We start from the raw sequence: 16,434 nt of genomic DNA on the forward strand, positions 1-16,434 counted from the left end.
TAAAATAGATAATTACATATTTAAATATATAAATTAATAAAAAAAAGAAATGTAGGATTACATTAATTAAATAGAAAGGAATCTTTAACCCTAATTTTTTTTATTATGGTTAAAATTTTAATAATAATAGAAAAATATCTAAAAATTAACAATAAGGTTTTTCATTGTTTTAATAATTCCACAATGTATTCCTTCATGGAGATTATTAAAATTTATGGCATCTTCAATATTATTTAAAACAATCCCCATACTTGTAGTAAATTCATTATATGTTTCAAATTTCTTATCTTCATAGTCTTGCTCCAATTGGTCTACAAGTATTATTAATTTTTGTTTTACAAATTCCACTTCATCATCATTTATAAGAAATCTGGTTTGGGTTCCTTTCTTATAATTCTCTACCCAATCATTTGTAATTAATAAATCTAAATTTGAAAATTTATAATGTAATATTTGTTGTCCTATTAAACAATGAGCCATATGCCAAAATATATTACATTTAAAGCCTTTTGGGACTACCTGCAATTGATCCAAACTTAAATCATCTATTGTTTCAATAATTGCTTTCCTACATGCTTTCAATATTTCGAATTGCTTTTTCATAAGGACATTGATAATGTTTTATACAAACTTACAAAAAAGATTAATTTATTCCTTGTAAGTCTTTTATAATTTGAGGAGTAAGTTCATTAAAGTGGTGAATTATCATATTAGCATTTTTTAAATCTTGATCTCCTGATCTATCACTTGAGTATCCTATACAAAACACACCTGCTGCATTAGCTGCTAAAACACCGTTTGTAGAATCTTCTATAATAATACAATTTTGTTTAGTTTTTTTTGAAAGCTCTACTGCTTTTAGAAAAATTGCAGGATCTGGCTTAGATTTTGGAAAATCTTCTCCACTAACTATATGGCTAAAATATGGAAACAATTTAAATCTGTTAAATACTTTAGTTAAAGTAACTCTTGCTGAAGAGGTTGCTAATATTAATTGAAATTTTTCTTTATATAGATTTTCTATAAGATTTCTCATTCCAGGAAGTAAATCCAAATCTTTTTTTTCTTCAAATGCCTGATTAAAAATATTTCTTTTTTGTTGAACCAGCTCTTCTACTCCTTGTTTAAGATTATACTTATCTTTTATTTTCTGATATAAATTTTTAGTTGATAACCCACGAAAGGTATCATATTCTTTATTTGAAATTTCTAATCCTATCTGTTTAAAATGTTTAAAAAAAGCATACTTATGTACAGGTTCAGTATCAACAATAACACCATCCATATCAAAAATAACCGTATTTATCATTAATTTTTTTATTTATTATTTTTATTAATCTAACCTATATTTTAACAATATATAGAAACTATAGATTTTATTAAAACATATTAATTTTAAAATATATTTATATTTCTATATCAAAATCTGTTCAAAAATATTAATTTTTCACAAATCTTATACAATTTAATTTATCAGTTAAAAAACGGATAAAATATAATTTTAGAATATAGTATGTTATTTTAAATCTCTATTTATTTGTTGCATATTAACACATTTTTACATACTTTTAAGAAAATCCTCTTTGTATCTTCTACCCAATTTTTATTACAAATTATTTTTTGTAAACATGATTTTCTCTTATATTTATACTATAAATTATAGATTTATATATGAAAGCTTACATTATAATTATTGGAGATGAGATTCTTTCAGGTAGAACTTTAGATACAAATTCAAATTTTATTGTTTCAGAATTAGACAAAATAGGAATATCTACATTTAAAATTGTGACTATTCCTGATCAAGTATCCCAAATTAAAAATCAAATTGAAGTTGCTTTTGCATCTGAAGCTAATTTTATTTTTACTACCGGAGGATTAGGCCCCACTAAAGATGACAAAACAAAACAAGTAATCACTGATTTTTTAAATGACACTTTAGTTTTACATCAGCCCAGTCTGGATTATATTAAGCAGATATATTATAAAAATAACAGGGTAATGAACCCTTTAACTTATAATCAGGCTATGGTCCCTTCTAAATCCGAAGTAATTATTAACAAATATGGTACTGCTCCAATTCTTTGGACATTAAAAGATTCTAAGTTATTAATCAATTTACCTGGTGTTCCTTATGAAACCTGCGGAATGCTTAAAGAGGTTATTATTCCTAAAATAAAAAATGATTTCCAATTAGATTATATTATCAGAGAATCAGCTATTGTTATTGATATTCCTGAAAGTGAACTCGCCATAAAACTTGAAAATTGGGAAAATAATTTACCTGAATTTATTTCATTAGCTTATCTCCCATCTGGCTCGAGAATTGAACTTCGGTTAACAGCTATAGGAAAAAATAAAATTTATTTACAAAATAGTATACAAAATGAAATAAATAAATTAAATAGTCTTTTGGGTAAAAATCTTATAATTTCTCAAACTACTAAACTAGAAGAAATTATTGGTAATTTTCTAATAAAAAATAATTTAACTATTTCTGTAGCGGAAAGCCTAACCGGCGGATCCATCTCTAAAAAAATCACATCCATATCAGGTTCTTCTCGGTATTATAAAGGAGGGGTAACAGCCTATAGTAAAGAGGCAAAAAAAAATGTACTAATGATTAAAGAAGAAATACTAAAAGAAAACAATATAGTAAGTGAAACTATAGCAAAAGAGATGGCTATCCATTGCTCTTCACTTTTTAACTCTGATATTTCAATATCTACTACAGGTGTTGCCGGTCCTAACTCTGATGAATTTAACAACCCTGTTGGATTAGCTTTTGTAGGTATTTATTATAAAGGAGATATTGTAATAAAAAAATATTTATTTCCTAATCTTACCCGTGAAGAAATGATTGCAAGAATTACTTATAAATCGCTTGAAAGTTTATATTTTAAATTTATTGACGAAGAAAATAGCTAATAAAATAATTTTATGACATTATATTTGAAATTTATACATGTTTTAATATTAGAAAAATTTTAATTAATATTATAATAAAAATGAAAAAACTATTTATCATATCAACACTTTTACTTGTATTTGCTGAAGCTCATTCTTTACATGCCCAGAAAACAAATTGCGCTTTAATTGATGGCGTTTTAAAAAGCAAATTAGCTCAACAAGCTTACAATGCAATTAAAGAAACAGATATGGAAAAAAGACTTTATTGTAGTGATAACAGAAAATACCTGTTTGGGTTTAAAAACAACACAAAAGGAAACGAGGAGTTACAAATAGGCTTTTACTATATGGAAGAAAGCGTTGAGAACAATACTTACTCGCAAAGAAAGGAATTTACATCAATGTGTAAAAAAATATACAAACAGATAAAAGGTAAAGACAAGAAAAAACCGCTTGTATCGTTTCGCTTGTTTTTTATTACAAATTCAGGCACATATGCTATGGGAAAAATAACATATAACGAAAAGGGGCAACCTTGGTCGTACACAAATGAAAAACATATAAAAACTGGTTACGGAGGTTACAACATATTTCCCGGAATCAATCGGCCGATCGACTTCAGTTACACTTCCGATATTATTTATTAAAAATCAATATCCCAAAAAAAATCTATAAATATAGATGTTAGATAAGTATTAGTATTCATTTCGGGAACTTCAAAAATAGGACCATTAGATTTTTAAAAAACGGTAGATTTAAAATTAAGTAAAGAAGCAGTAAAAATCCCTTACAAAAGCTATTTCAATTAGATTTTATTACTAGAGAATCAGCTTTTATTATTAATATCACTGAAAGTGAACTCGCTATAAAACTGGAAAATTGAGAAAATAATTTGCCAGAATTTATTTCATTAGCTTATTTTCCCCATAAGGCTCCAAAATTAAACTTAGATTAACAGCTATAGTAAAAAATTAATTTATTTATAAAATAGCATAAAAATAAATAAATTAAAATCTTATAATTTCTCAAATTACTATACTAGAAAAAATTATTGGTAATTTTTTAATAAAAAATAATTTAACTATTTCTGCATCCTAAAGCTTAACCAACGGATCCATATCTAAAAAATCACATCCATTTCAGATTCTTCACGGTATTATAAAGGAAGAATAACTGCCTATAGTAAAATGACAAAAATATTTATTTCCTAATCTTACACATGAAAAAACAATTGCACGAATTACTTATAAATCGCTTGGAAATTTATATTTTTAAAATTTCTTAACAAATAAAACAACCAATAAAATAATTTTATATAAATATAGTAAATTTATACTATATTTGTATATTGAAACAATTTTAATTAATATTATAATAAAGACATAAATATACAAAAATGAAAGTTAATAAAAGAAAATTAGGGAATTCGGATTTAGAAGTTTATCCTTTTGCTTTTGGAGGTAATGTTTTTGGCTGGACAGCTAATGAAAATACTTCATTTGAATTACTTGATCAATATACTGAATTAGGTTTTAATTTGATAGATACTGCTGATGTGTATTCTGCCTGGGTTCCAGGAAATAAAGGTGGAGAATCTGAAACTATCATTGGTAAATGGATTCATCAAAAAAAAAATAGAGATAAATTAGTTATTTCCACAAAGGTTGGCGGAGAAATTGATGCTAAACATAAAGGACTAAAAAAAACATATATACTTTCAGAAGTCGAAGAATCATTGAAACGCCTACAAACAGACTATATCGATTTATATTTCACTCATTTCGATGACCTGGAAACACCCATAGAAGAAGTATTAGAAGCCTATCAACAATTAATAAAAGAAGGTAAAATTCGATGTATAGGCGCTTCAAATATGTCTCCTGAAAGAATAATAAAATCTTTAGAAACTGGTAAAAGCAATCATCTTCCTGTTTATACTGTACTACAACCTGAATATAATCTATATGACCGTGAAAAATATGAAACAGAATATGAACCTATAGCTAAAAAATATGGCTTAGGGGTAATGTCATATTATTCCTTAGCAAGTGGTTTTTTAACCGGAAAATACAAATCAAACGAAGATCTTAATAAAAGCAAGAGAGGGGATACAATTAAACAATATTTGAATGAAAGAGGAAAACGTATTGTACATGCCTTGGAAAAAATTGCTGCTGAAAACACAGCCACTGCTGCCCAAGTTGCACTAGCTTGGTTAATACAACAACCTACTATTACAGCTCCCATAGCTAGTGCTTCAAAGTTAGGACAATTAGATATTTTAAAAGCCGTAGATTTAAAATTAAGTAAAGAAGCAATACAAACCCTTACAGAAGCAAGTAAATATTAAAAATAAAAATTTATTAAATATTATTTTTTTATAAAAAATTAATGAAAAAATGTAAAAAATTAAAATCCCCCAAAAATCAAAGCCGTAATTTGGAATAAAGAAAGATAATTTAATATTTTTGTATAAAATATCACAAAAATATGGAGTTATACTATTCTTTTTCTATCCTTATTGTATTAGCAGCTATTTTTTCATATATCAATGTTCGATTTCTAAAATTCCCTTCTACAATAGGAATTATGGTTATCGCTATAATAATATCTATAATATTAGTATTATTAGGAAATTTCACTTCTAAACCTCTTCATGATTTAGCTGAACTGATAAAAAATCTTGATTTTACTGAAATTTTGATGGGGGCAATGCTTAACTTTCTTTTATTTGCTGGCGCCATACATATTAATTTAGCAGATCTAAAAGAACAAAGATTACCCATTATAGTTTTTTCCACTCTTGGAGTGCTAATCTCGACATTTGTTGTTGGTTTTAGTCTATATTATATTTTAGATTACTTGCTTCCCATAATAAATATACATATAGAAATGCCATTAATTTATTGTTTACTTTTTGGCGCACTCATTTCTCCAACAGATCCTATTGCGGTTATTAGTATACTCAAACAGGCTAATGTTTCTAAATCATTAGAAACCAAAATTGCAGGAGAGTCTTTATTTAATGATGGGGTGGCCGTTGTTGTATTTGCTATATTAGCAAATCTTGCTGCTGATGAAAAGGTTGTTCAAACCGGACATATGGACTTATCTTTTTCACACATTTTTGCTTTATTTTTACATGAAGGGGTAGGTGGTTTAATATTAGGAGCACTTTTTGGTTATATTGCTGCTTATGCCATTAAAACAGCTCATGATTATAAAGTCTCAGTACTCATTACTCTTGCAGTAGTTATGGGCGGATACCTTATTGCTCACTCTTTACACACATCTGCCCCATTAGCTATGGTAGCTTCAGGACTTATTATAGGTGATTCTAAAAGAAAAATTAGCTCCAACAAAAAAAGTAACGTAGGCAATTTTTGGGAACTTATAGATGATATCATGAATGCTATTTTATTTTTATTCATAGGGCTAGAACTTCTTCTCATCGAAAATTTGCAAGATTATTGGCTTATGGGAGCTATTTCTATCATTACCGTTATTATAGCAAGATACTTATCTATAAAAATTCCTACCATAATTATACCATTTGAAGAAAAATTTTCTAAAGGAACCATTGCTGTTCTGGTATGGGGAGGCTTGCGAGGAGGTGTATCTATAGCTCTTGCTTTATCCGTACCCGAAAGTCATTATAAAAACGTAATTATAGCTGCCACCTACTTTGTTGTAGTTTTTTCAATTTTTGTACAGGGTATGACTGTAGGTAAATTAGCAAAAAAAATTCAATAGTTTGAATATTATTAGTAAACACAAGTAATTATTAAAATTATATAACAAATTAAAATAAAATTAATATATTAACCTTCTTTGGCATATTTATTGGTTTTTTAAAAAATATATAATTAGGACTTTATACACTAAAAAATTCTTTAAATAAATATATTTAATTAAATAACAATCAAATATGAAAAAATTAATAATTGGAGCTGCTATTGGAGCTGGTATGGTTTATATAGTAAGAAAACTTCAAGAAGAAGGGTTTTTAGACGAATTATCTAATAATATGGATAATATTGCAAACAAAGCTAAAAAAAATTTTAACAAAGCTTTTAATAAAACGAAATATGAAGCGGAAAATTTAAAAGAAAATATTCAAAATGAATTGCAAGAATAAAATGATATTTAGACGTAAATAACATATTTAAATAAAAGAACAGCTTATTATAGCTGTTCTTTTATTTAAATAGTATTAAAAAATGTATCTTTTAGTAATTTTACAAATTAAAAATCATACTGTTCAAAAATGGAAAATAAGGGACTCCCTCTAGAGTTAGGAACCAAAGATATTGGAAAACTACTTTTACAATATTCATTACCAGCAATTATAGCAATGACTGCTTCCTCTCTCTATAATATTACTGATAGTATTTTTATTGGACATGGGATAGGTCCACTTGCCATAGCTGGCTTAGCAATAACCTTCCCATTAATGAACTTAGCTTCTGCCTTTGGTTCTTTAGTAGGAGTAGGAGCTTCCACTCTACTTTCCGTAAAATTAGGACAAAAAGACTATAGCACAGCTAACAACATTCTCGGAAATGTTGTAACAATGAATCTTATTATGGGAATTGCATACAGTGTTATTATGCTCCTTTTTTTAAATCCCATACTTTATTTTTTTGGTGCAAGTAATATTACTTTACCCTATGCACACGATTTCATGGTCATCATATTATTGGGAAATGTGGTAACCCATATGTATTTAGGACTAAATGCATTGCTAAGATCTGCCGGTAGCCCTGAAAAGGCAATGTTTGCTACTATATTCACGGTAATTATAAATTTAATTCTAAACCCTTTATTTATATTTGTTTTTCATTGGGGAATTAGAGGTAGTGCTCTTGCAACAGTAATTTCTCAAATCACCGTACTAAGTTGGCAAATATATTTATTTAATAATAAAAATAATTTTTTACATTTTCAAAAAGGAACATTCAAATTAAAACGCCGAATTGTTATAGATTCTTTATCTATAGGTATGTCTCCTTTTCTTATGAATACCGCCTCATGTATTATTGTTATTTTAATTAATAAAGGTTTGTTAAAATATGGAGGAGATCTTGCTGTGGGTGCTTATGGAATTATAAATCGTATTGCTTTTCTTTTTGTTATGATTACTATAGGATTAAATCAAGGAATGCAACCTATTGCTGGATACAATTACGGAGCCGCTCATTATTCCAGAGTGAGAAAAGTATTAATAAAAGCTATAACCTATGCCACTATAATTATGTCTATTGGGTTTATTATTGTTCAGCTTACGCCTCACACTGTAGCTTCTATCTTCACCTCAGATCAAAAACTTATTGATTTATCTACCACAGGATTACGTATAGTATTTATATTTTATCCTATAGTAGGATTTCAAATGGTTACTTCTACTTTTTTTCAAAGTATAGGAATGCCAAACAAAGCAATATTTTTATCCCTTACCCGACAAGTACTTTTTTTAATCCCTTGTTTACTTATTCTCCCACATTTTTTTGGAATTACAGGAATATGGGCTAGTATGCCCATAGCAGACTTTGTTGCCTGTACTGTAGCAGCTATTATGCTGTATTTTCAATTTGCTAAAATAAAAAATAAATAATCCCTTAAAAACATAAAAAAAGCTATGAATGATAAATATATTATAAATATCGGAAGACAATTAGGAAGTGGTGGAAGATTAATAGGTAGACAATTAGCCAAAGATTTAAATTTTGCTTATTATGATAAAGAACTGATTAGTTTAGCCTCCCAAGAAAGTGGTTTAAACAAAGAATTTTTTGAAAAAGCTGATGAAAAAAATAATTTTAATTTCTTTAAAAATTTTTTAGGGTTGCAATTTTCAAAAAATTATTTAGGAAATGATACTCTTTTTAAAATACAAAGTGATATTATTAAAGATTTAGCAAATTTAAAATCTTCAGTTTTTGTGGGAAGATGTGCAGATTATATTTTGAGGGAACAACCTCTTTCTTTAAATATTTTTATAACTGCCGATATTGAGGACAGAGCAAAAAGAACCGCAGAAAGAAAAAACATATCAGAAGCAGAAGCTTTAGAATATAATAAAAAAACAGATAGACAAAGAAAAGAATATTATAATTTTTATAGCAACAGAGGTTGGGGTAGAGCTAGCTCTTACCATTTATGTATAAATTCATCTGTTTTAGGATTAGAGAAAACCACGAATTACATTCTATCTTTTATAAAAGAGAAATTTAATATATAAAATCTAATTTGATAAATCTATTCCTTACTCTAAAAAAATGTTTTAAAACCTAATGAAATAATTCACGTATTCCTTTTTTATAAGTTATCTAGATTTAGACAAAAGTTATTATCTTTGACATGAAATTAAATAACATTGTATTATGAAATTGCTAGAAGGAAAAACAGCGATTATCACAGGAGCAACCCGAGGTATAGGAAAAGGAATTGTAGAAATGTTTGCACAACATGGAGCTAACATAGCTTTTACATATGTTTCTTCTGTAGCAAAAGCTGATTCTCTAATTAAAGAATTATTTTCCATAACAAAAATCAAAGGATATAAATCTGATGCTTCTGATTATGATGATGCTCAAACTTTAGTTGATGAAGTCTTAAAAGAATTTGGCCAAATAGATATAGTTGTTAATAATGCCGGAATTACTAAAGATAACCTTCTCTTAAGAATGAATAAAGAAGATTGGGAGGAAATTTTAAAAATAAATTTAAATTCTGTATTCAATATTACCAAAGCTGTAACCAAACCCATGATGAAACAAAAAAGCGGTTCCATTATAAATATGAGTTCTGTAGTTGGTATAAAAGGAAATGCAGGACAATCTAATTATGCTGCTTCCAAAGCTGGAATTATAGGTTTTTCAAAGTCTGTAGCCTTAGAATTAGGTTCTCGAAACATTAGATGCAATGTTGTTGCTCCCGGTTTTATTGAAACTGAAATGACTCAGGTTTTAGATCAAAAAACAGTGCAACAATGGAGAGATAATATTCCATTAAAGCGTGGAGGAACTCCTGAAGATATAGCCAATGCTTGTTTATATCTTGCTAGTGATCTGTCTAGTTATGTAACCGGACATGTGCTTAATGTTAATGGTGGAATGTTGACCTATTAAATAAAAACATAATAAATAAAATTATAAGAGATTAAATATTTTTTAATCTCTTTCTTTTTTTAAATTATAAGAAAATGTATAGCAAAAAATTATCCGTACAATTATTAGGAGAAGTTCTTTACAGATACGGAATTACCGATATAATAATTTCTCCCGGATCTAGAAATGCTCCCCTAACCATTCATTTTACCCATCATAAAAAATATACATGTTATAGTATTGTAGATGAACGTTCAGCTGCCTTTTTTTCTTTAGGAATGGCACAATCTAAGCAAAAGCCTGTTGCTATTTGCTGTACTAGCGGAACAGCTTCTGCCAATTACTATCCGGCAATTATAGAAGCCTTTTACCAAAATGTTCCCATGTTAGTACTAACTGCGGACAGACCTGAAAATTATGTAGATATTTTCGATGGACAAACTATTCGTCAAAAAGAAATATATAAAAATCATATATATGGATCCTTTCAACTTTCAGAATCAGAAGAAGATCATTCTATCGCTAATAATTTTTTAATTATAAAGAAAGCCTTACAAACTTGTATATTAAAATCTGGACCGGTACATATTAATATACCTTTTTCCGAACCGTTATATGAGCAAACGGAAAAAATAGAAATTAATATAGAGAAACTTACTTTACCTGAAAGAGGCTATTCTTTAGAAAATTATGATTATTTAATTCCATTTTGGAATCGATATGATAAAAAAATGATTTTGGTAGGAATGCAACAATCCAATTCTGAATTAAAAATATTACTTGATAAAATTGCTAAGAGGAAAGATACGATTATTCTTACTGAAATAACTTCAAATATCAATTCTTCTAACTTATACTCAAATATTGACCGTTATATATCTCCTTTTGGAAAGGATACCATGGAAGAATACAAACCTGATCTTCTTTTAACTATCGGTCAAAATGTGGTTTCAAAAAAAATAAAAGTTTTTTTACGTAATTCAAAATTAAAAGGTCATTGGCATTTAGACGAATTTTGGCATCCTGATACATTCTTTTCCTTAACTGAAAAAATTATAGATTCTCCTGTTAATTTTCTCCAAAAACTTGTTAATCAACCTCACAAAGATTCTAATTATTCTTTAATTTGGGAAAAATTGAAAAATGAAAAAGAAAAAAAACATGAAGTATTCGTTAAAAATCTTCCATTTTGTGATTTAAAAGTTATAAAAATTTTAAATGAAAAAATTCCTGATCATTATAATCTTCAAATATCTAATAGCTCTATGATCCGATACACACAATTATTTAATTTTAATTCTAAGCATAAAATATTTTGCAACCGTGGAGCAAGTGGTATTGACGGGTCCATTTCTACAGCTGTTGGTTTTGCTGTTGCTGATAAAAATCCTACTCTATTAATAACTGGAGATATGGGCTTTTTCTATGATTCTAATGCTTTCTGGAATAAATATATTCCAAGTAATTTTAGAGTTATTCTTATCAATAATGGTGGGGGAGACATTTTTAAGATTATACCCGGCCCTGATACTACGGAGTCTCTGAATGAATTTTTTGTAACTCAACATAATCGGACTGGTCATACATTTGCTAAAGAATATAACTTTGAATATATTGAAGTTCACCGTACAGAAGAATTACTAAAGAACTTAGATTCTTTTTTCTATGTATCTAATAATCCTAAATTATTAGAAATAAACACAAAAGGAAGACCTAATTCAACTATATTACGAGAATATTTTAATTTTTTAAATCAGGAATAAATTATGAAAATTACTTTGTTTACCCCTATGAAAGAAGAAAAAGAAAAAATTATGAATGGTTTCAGAGAATTTACTTCATTGAAACATTCTTATGAAGTTATAACTTCCGGTATAGGTCGTGAAAAAATAGCTAAGGCTCTCTTAGCAAAACCTGAATCTGATTTAGATATATTGGTTGGTTTTACAGCAATTACAGGGATTGAAAATACTATGCCTGAAGAATTAAAAAAAGGTAAGTTAGTTGAAGTAGTTGCTTCTTCCCTTATAGGTTATACAGGAGAAATTTTTGAAAATGGAAAGTTGCAGTTAACAACCTCTAAAACAAAATTCCCTTCTCTCCACTCACTCACTTCAGATAAATTTGTAACAACGACTGATCTTCCAGTAGGTACACTTATAAATATGGAAGATTATACCTTTATGTATTTAAAAAGACCTCAGGATTTTATCCTTCGTATTATTTCAGATTTTTTACCTCATCAAGAAAATATTGATTTTTTTAAAACTATTGAAAATATCTCATTTACTCCTGTTATTAAATTTTTAGAAAGTTTAACATAACCCTCTTTCTTAAACCTCTAACTTCATTTAGTTTTTAACGAGATCATAATATCTTGAATTACTTTTAGATAGATTTAAATCTGATATTTCACTTTTAAATATAAAGCTAATTAGGTCACTTTTTATTTTAGGAAATGACATTTTGTTATGTACTAGCAATTTCATAAATTTAAATGGATGTACCTTTTACCAGAACGCTATAATTATTTATATCTGATGAGTTCTTATTTTTTGCGAAAAATAAATTTAAATTCGGCACATTTCTCGATCATACACATATGAGAAAAAAAATTAAATGTATTCTCGAATTTATAATATATTTTTTCTTAACAAAGAATTTCCAAAATAAACTAAAAAGATAAAAAAACAGTATTTTTGCTAAATGAAATTATTAAGTTATAATGTAAATGGCATACGTGCTGCTTTAAATAAGGATTTCATAAAATGGTTGCAATCCGCAAATCCAGATATACTAAGTTTACAGGAAATAAAAGCTCATACAGACCAATTTAATATTTCCCAATTTGAAGATTTGGGATATTATACCTATTGGTTTCCTGCAGAAAAAAAAGGCTATAGTGGAGTAGCTATATTATCTAAAGAAAAACCTATATCCGTAAAATTTGGGTGTGATAACGAGACGTATGATAAAGAAGGTAGAGTAATACAAGCTGATTTTAAAGATTTTTCGGCTATTAGTGTATATGTTCCTTCTGCTACCAATATGGATAGATTGGGCTTTAAATTAGATTTCTGCGAATATTTTCTGAATTACATAAAAAATAGAGAAAAAGAAAATTCTAATTTAATAATTAGTGGAGATTTAAATATCTGTCATCAGGCTATAGATATAAACGATCCTGTAAGAAATGCAAAAGTTTCCGGTTTTTTGCCTCAAGAACGTGCATGGTTAGACAATTTTTTCACGCAATGCAATTTAATTGACACTTTTAGAGTTTTTAATCATGAACCTTTTCAATATTCGTGGTGGACATATAGAGTTAAAACAGCCAGACAAAATAATAAAGGTTGGAGAATTGATTATAATTTAATTACCCGTAACCTTGAAAATAAATTAGAAAGAGCATATATTCTTACTCAAGCAATACACTCAGACCATGCTCCGGTAGGAATAGAACTGAAAATATAAACAAATAATAATATTTATAATATTTTAATTCCATGAAAAAAACACTAATAGCTATTCCCTTATCAATTACCATTATTTCTTGCGTTCCTCAAACAAAATATAAAGAGTTGGAACAAAAATATTATGCAGCTTTACAAGGAGAAAGCAAAAACAAAAAAGAAATAGAAGAAAAAGAAGCAGAATTAAATAAATTAAGATCACAATATACCTCACTTAAAGAACAAGAGGAAGCATTAACTAAGAAAAAAGAAGATTTGGATAAAGAATATGAAAATCTACAATTAGAATACACTGCCAAATTGAAAGATCTAGATGATTTACAGAAAAAAAATGCTGAAATTTCAAATGAAGTAAAATCCAACTTAGAAGATAAAGAAAAACTTTTAGGAGATCTGGAACAAACACAAACCCAACTAAAAGAAAAAATCAAAAGAATTAACGAGCTAGAAGGTCTTATCAGCCAGCAAAAAGAAGCTGTATCAGGATTGAAAGAAAAATTACAAAACGCTCTAAAAAATTATGAAGGCAAAGGAATAACAGTGGAAGAAAAGGGAGGGAATGTATATGTTTCTATGGAAAATAAATTGCTGTTTCCTTCAGCTAGCTGGACTGTAGAATCAGAAGGGCTTAATGCTTTACATGAATTAGCAGCTGTTTTAGCAAATGATAAAGATCTTAACATAATCATACAAGGCCATACAGACTCTGATAAGTATTTGGGAAATGGGAATATAAAAGATAATTGGGACTTATCTGTAATGCGTGCTACTTCTATAACCAGAGCACTACAAAATGAAGGAGTGTCTCCCACTCAGATGACAGCTTCTGGTAGAGGAGAATATTTACCAATTGCAGAGAATTCTACAGCCACCGGTAAAGCTATGAACAGACGAGTAGATATAATTATAGCACCAAACCTAGATGAAATCACTAAACTATTAAATGAATTATAAATCATAAAGAAGATTGCATTATTTAGTAACCATATAAAGTTAGTAGCTAAAATGGTAAACTTTGCGGGTTTTGAAATGCCTATACAATATTCAGGAATCAATAATGAACATTTAGCAGTCAGGGGATATTCACAAATTAATACTGATATTTTTATTGAAGTCAGAGATAAAAAATTAAAATATAAAATAACCAAACTTCCTTTTATTTAAAAATACTTATGAGAGTTGTCATACAAAGAGTTATAGAAGCATCTGTAAAAATTGATGGACAAATCAAAGGAAAAATTTCTAATGGACTCTTATTATTTTTAGGTATTGAAAACTCAGATAATCATGAAGACATACAATGGCTTGTCAATAAAATTATAAATCTGCGCATTTTTAATGATGCAAATGAAGTAATGAATAAATCCGTTCTGGATATTGACGGAAATATTTTAGTAATAAGTCAGTTTACTCTTTATGCTTCAACTAAAAAAGGTCATAGACCTAGTTACATAAAAGCTTCTAAACCCGATTTCGCTTTTCCTTTATATGAAAAATTTAAAGAAGAATTAACATTTTCATTAGGTAAACCTATACAATCCGGGATATTTGGAGCTGATATGAAAATTTATTCTATTAATGATGGTCCGGTTACTATTATAATAGATTCTAAAAATAAAGAATAAAACGAAAAACTGATAAATGAATATTTATCAGTTTTCATTTTTATGTACCATTGTTAAAAAAACAAAAATTCTGTATTTTTAAATTAGTATTTATACTATATGATATTTTTCATTACTACAATTAAACATATTTACTTTATCTTTCAAAATTAAATATGAAATATACATTATTTCATTACTAAATTATTTATTAAAAATAATTAAATAGAAAAAACTACATTCACTCAAATTTTTTTAATACTCTATAAAAAATGAGGTGTTTATACATATGAAACAAATTAAAACCTATAAAATATGATTAATTATAACGAATTAGGAGTAGTTAATACTAAACAAATGTTATCTAGAGCTCTTAAAGAAAGATATGCTGTTCCTGGGTTTAATTTTTGCCATCTGGAACAAGTACAGGCAATAATACAGGCTATAGTGGAAACAAAATCTCCGGTAATTCTACAAATATTAAAAAGTGACAGAGAATATATTGGACCTAAATTAATTCCTGATATGGTTAAAGGATTAGTAGAATATGCTAAAGATTTAGGGTTAGAAAAACCACAAATAGCTCTACATTTGGATCATGGAGATACTTTGGAACTTTGTAAAAATTGTATAGATGATGGTTTTTCTTCTGTTATGATTGATGGTTCTCATCTTCCATTTGAGGAAAATATAAAACTCACAAAATCTGTAGTAGATTATGCACATAAATTTAATGTAACTGTTGAAGGTGAGTTAGGGGTAATTGCTGGCGCTGAAGGATATAAATATTCAAAAATATCTACGTATACAGAACCTGAAGATGTTATAAATTTTGTTTCTCATACAGGTTGTGATTCATTAGCCATATCCATAGGTACAGCTCATGGATCTTATAAATTTACTGCGGAACAATGTGAAAAAGATGAAAGAGGAGTATTAGTCCCCCCACCTTTAGCCTTTAATGTTCTTGAGGAAATCGAAAGAAAATTATCAGATTTCCCTATTGTCCTTCATGGTTCTTCCACAGTACCTCAAGATAAAGTAAAAACTATCAATCTATATGGTGGAAAATTAAAAGATGCAATAGGAATTCCTGAATCTCAGCTTGCTAAAGCAGCAAAGCAAGCTGTCTGCAAAATCAATATTGATTCGGACAGTCGACTAACTATGACAGCTTCAATTCGTAAGTTTTTTGCTGAAATTCCCTACGAATATGACCCCAGGATTTACCTGGCTATAGCAAGAGATGATATGAAAGAAGTGTATAAACATCTAATTAGCAATGTTCTCGGATCTGCCAATAAACTATAGTTTACAACCAAAAACTCCCGAATTTCG

16 protein-coding genes and 1 pseudogene are annotated in these 16,434 nt (G+C 27.9%); 15 read left to right on the forward strand and 2 right to left on the reverse strand.

Annotated features, from left to right (window positions below; translation table 11 throughout):
• Positions 1-138 precede the first annotated feature (138 nt).
• Positions 139-603, reverse strand: coding sequence for a DinB family protein (locus C4S76_RS09275; RefSeq protein ID WP_105194192.1), 465 nt, complete (start codon positions 601-603; stop codon positions 139-141).
• 40 nt (positions 604-643) lie between these two features.
• Entirely contained in the window at positions 644-1,309 is a 666-nt protein-coding gene (locus tag C4S76_RS09280; RefSeq protein WP_105194193.1) for an HAD family hydrolase, read from the reverse strand.
• A 362-nt stretch (positions 1,310-1,671) separates the two neighbouring features.
• On the opposite strand from C4S76_RS09280, the gene C4S76_RS09285 reads away from it, so the two are divergent.
• The 15 genes and pseudogenes from C4S76_RS09285 to C4S76_RS09355 all read left to right on the forward strand — a co-directional run bounded on the left by C4S76_RS09285 (position 1,672) and on the right by C4S76_RS09355 (position 16,407).
• Entirely contained in the window at positions 1,672-2,928 is a 1,257-nt protein-coding gene (locus C4S76_RS09285) for a nicotinamide-nucleotide amidohydrolase family protein (RefSeq protein WP_105194194.1), read from the forward strand.
• Positions 2,929-3,008: 80 nt separating this feature from the next.
• Positions 3,009-3,557, forward strand: a complete 549-nt coding sequence (locus tag C4S76_RS09290; protein WP_105194195.1) for a hypothetical protein — start codon at positions 3,009-3,011, stop codon at positions 3,555-3,557.
• Positions 3,558-4,306: 749 nt separating this feature from the next.
• A complete protein-coding gene (locus C4S76_RS09295; protein WP_105194196.1) occupies positions 4,307-5,260 on the forward strand; it encodes an aldo/keto reductase in 954 nt (317 codons plus the stop codon).
• A 140-nt stretch (positions 5,261-5,400) separates the two neighbouring features.
• Positions 5,401-6,663 carry a cation:proton antiporter gene (locus C4S76_RS09300; RefSeq protein ID WP_105194197.1) on the forward strand — a complete coding sequence of 421 codons (1,263 nt, stop codon included), beginning with the start codon at positions 5,401-5,403 and terminating at the stop codon, positions 6,661-6,663.
• 175 nt (positions 6,664-6,838) lie between these two features.
• Positions 6,839-7,048: a hypothetical protein gene (locus C4S76_RS09305; RefSeq protein WP_105194198.1), complete on the forward strand. Its 210-nt coding sequence runs from the start codon at positions 6,839-6,841 to the stop codon at positions 7,046-7,048.
• 129 nt (positions 7,049-7,177) lie between these two features.
• Positions 7,178-8,524: an MATE family efflux transporter gene (locus tag C4S76_RS09310; RefSeq protein ID WP_105194199.1), complete on the forward strand. Its 1,347-nt coding sequence runs from the start codon at positions 7,178-7,180 to the stop codon at positions 8,522-8,524.
• A 24-nt stretch (positions 8,525-8,548) separates the two neighbouring features.
• Complete coding sequence (locus C4S76_RS09315) at positions 8,549-9,151, forward strand: cytidylate kinase-like family protein (RefSeq protein ID WP_105194200.1); 603 nt, start codon at positions 8,549-8,551, stop codon at positions 9,149-9,151.
• Positions 9,152-9,293: 142 nt separating this feature from the next.
• Entirely contained in the window at positions 9,294-10,040 is a 747-nt protein-coding gene (gene fabG, locus C4S76_RS09320; RefSeq protein WP_105194201.1) for a 3-oxoacyl-[acyl-carrier-protein] reductase, read from the forward strand.
• Positions 10,041-10,114: 74 nt separating this feature from the next.
• Positions 10,115-11,782 carry a 2-succinyl-5-enolpyruvyl-6-hydroxy-3-cyclohexene-1-carboxylic-acid synthase gene (gene menD / locus C4S76_RS09325; protein ID WP_105194202.1) on the forward strand — a complete coding sequence of 556 codons (1,668 nt, stop codon included), beginning with the start codon at positions 10,115-10,117 and terminating at the stop codon, positions 11,780-11,782.
• A gap of 3 nt (positions 11,783-11,785) precedes the next feature.
• Complete coding sequence (locus C4S76_RS09330) at positions 11,786-12,343, forward strand: hypothetical protein (RefSeq protein ID WP_245915823.1); 558 nt, start codon at positions 11,786-11,788, stop codon at positions 12,341-12,343.
• A 382-nt stretch (positions 12,344-12,725) separates the two neighbouring features.
• Positions 12,726-13,493, forward strand: a complete 768-nt coding sequence (locus C4S76_RS09335) for an exodeoxyribonuclease III (RefSeq protein WP_105194203.1) — start codon at positions 12,726-12,728, stop codon at positions 13,491-13,493.
• A 32-nt stretch (positions 13,494-13,525) separates the two neighbouring features.
• Positions 13,526-14,446, forward strand: a complete 921-nt coding sequence (locus C4S76_RS09340; RefSeq protein WP_105194204.1) for an OmpA/MotB family protein — start codon at positions 13,526-13,528, stop codon at positions 14,444-14,446.
• Positions 14,447-14,449: 3 nt separating this feature from the next.
• A pseudogene (locus tag C4S76_RS12040) lies at positions 14,450-14,569 on the forward strand (glycine cleavage system aminomethyltransferase GcvT); the annotation flags it as partial.
• 95 nt (positions 14,570-14,664) lie between these two features.
• Positions 14,665-15,117 (forward strand): D-aminoacyl-tRNA deacylase, encoded by a 453-nt coding sequence (dtd, locus tag C4S76_RS09350; protein ID WP_105194206.1) that lies wholly within the window; start codon positions 14,665-14,667, stop codon positions 15,115-15,117.
• A 294-nt stretch (positions 15,118-15,411) separates the two neighbouring features.
• A complete protein-coding gene (locus tag C4S76_RS09355; RefSeq protein ID WP_105194207.1) occupies positions 15,412-16,407 on the forward strand; it encodes a ketose-bisphosphate aldolase in 996 nt (331 codons plus the stop codon).
• Positions 16,408-16,434: the final 27 nt, after the last annotated feature.

The sequence above is a fragment of the Apibacter adventoris genome (assembly GCF_002964965.1).
Classification (GTDB): Bacteria; Bacteroidota; Bacteroidia; order Flavobacteriales; family Weeksellaceae; genus Apibacter; species Apibacter adventoris.

What these genes read in the sequence shown, in the direction of transcription:
- C4S76_RS09275 (WP_105194192.1), bottom strand. Translation starts at nt 603, where the DNA reads ATGAAAAAGCAATTCGAAATATTGAAAGCATGTAGGAAAGCAATTATT.
- C4S76_RS09280 (WP_105194193.1), bottom strand. Translation starts at nt 1,309, where the DNA reads ATGATAAATACGGTTATTTTTGATATGGATGGTGTTATTGTTGATACT.
- C4S76_RS09285 (WP_105194194.1), top strand. Translation starts at nt 1,672, where the DNA reads ATGAAAGCTTACATTATAATTATTGGAGATGAGATTCTTTCAGGTAGA.
- C4S76_RS09290 (WP_105194195.1), top strand. Translation starts at nt 3,009, where the DNA reads ATGAAAAAACTATTTATCATATCAACACTTTTACTTGTATTTGCTGAA.
- C4S76_RS09295 (WP_105194196.1), top strand. Translation starts at nt 4,307, where the DNA reads ATGAAAGTTAATAAAAGAAAATTAGGGAATTCGGATTTAGAAGTTTAT.
- C4S76_RS09300 (WP_105194197.1), top strand. Translation starts at nt 5,401, where the DNA reads ATGGAGTTATACTATTCTTTTTCTATCCTTATTGTATTAGCAGCTATT.
- C4S76_RS09305 (WP_105194198.1), top strand. Translation starts at nt 6,839, where the DNA reads ATGAAAAAATTAATAATTGGAGCTGCTATTGGAGCTGGTATGGTTTAT.
- C4S76_RS09310 (WP_105194199.1), top strand. Translation starts at nt 7,178, where the DNA reads ATGGAAAATAAGGGACTCCCTCTAGAGTTAGGAACCAAAGATATTGGA.
- C4S76_RS09315 (WP_105194200.1), top strand. Translation starts at nt 8,549, where the DNA reads ATGAATGATAAATATATTATAAATATCGGAAGACAATTAGGAAGTGGT.
- fabG (WP_105194201.1), top strand. Translation starts at nt 9,294, where the DNA reads ATGAAATTGCTAGAAGGAAAAACAGCGATTATCACAGGAGCAACCCGA.
- menD (WP_105194202.1), top strand. Translation starts at nt 10,115, where the DNA reads ATGTATAGCAAAAAATTATCCGTACAATTATTAGGAGAAGTTCTTTAC.
- C4S76_RS09330 (WP_245915823.1), top strand. Translation starts at nt 11,786, where the DNA reads ATGAAAATTACTTTGTTTACCCCTATGAAAGAAGAAAAAGAAAAAATT.
- C4S76_RS09335 (WP_105194203.1), top strand. Translation starts at nt 12,726, where the DNA reads ATGAAATTATTAAGTTATAATGTAAATGGCATACGTGCTGCTTTAAAT.
- C4S76_RS09340 (WP_105194204.1), top strand. Translation starts at nt 13,526, where the DNA reads ATGAAAAAAACACTAATAGCTATTCCCTTATCAATTACCATTATTTCT.
- dtd (WP_105194206.1), top strand. Translation starts at nt 14,665, where the DNA reads ATGAGAGTTGTCATACAAAGAGTTATAGAAGCATCTGTAAAAATTGAT.
- C4S76_RS09355 (WP_105194207.1), top strand. Translation starts at nt 15,412, where the DNA reads ATGATTAATTATAACGAATTAGGAGTAGTTAATACTAAACAAATGTTA.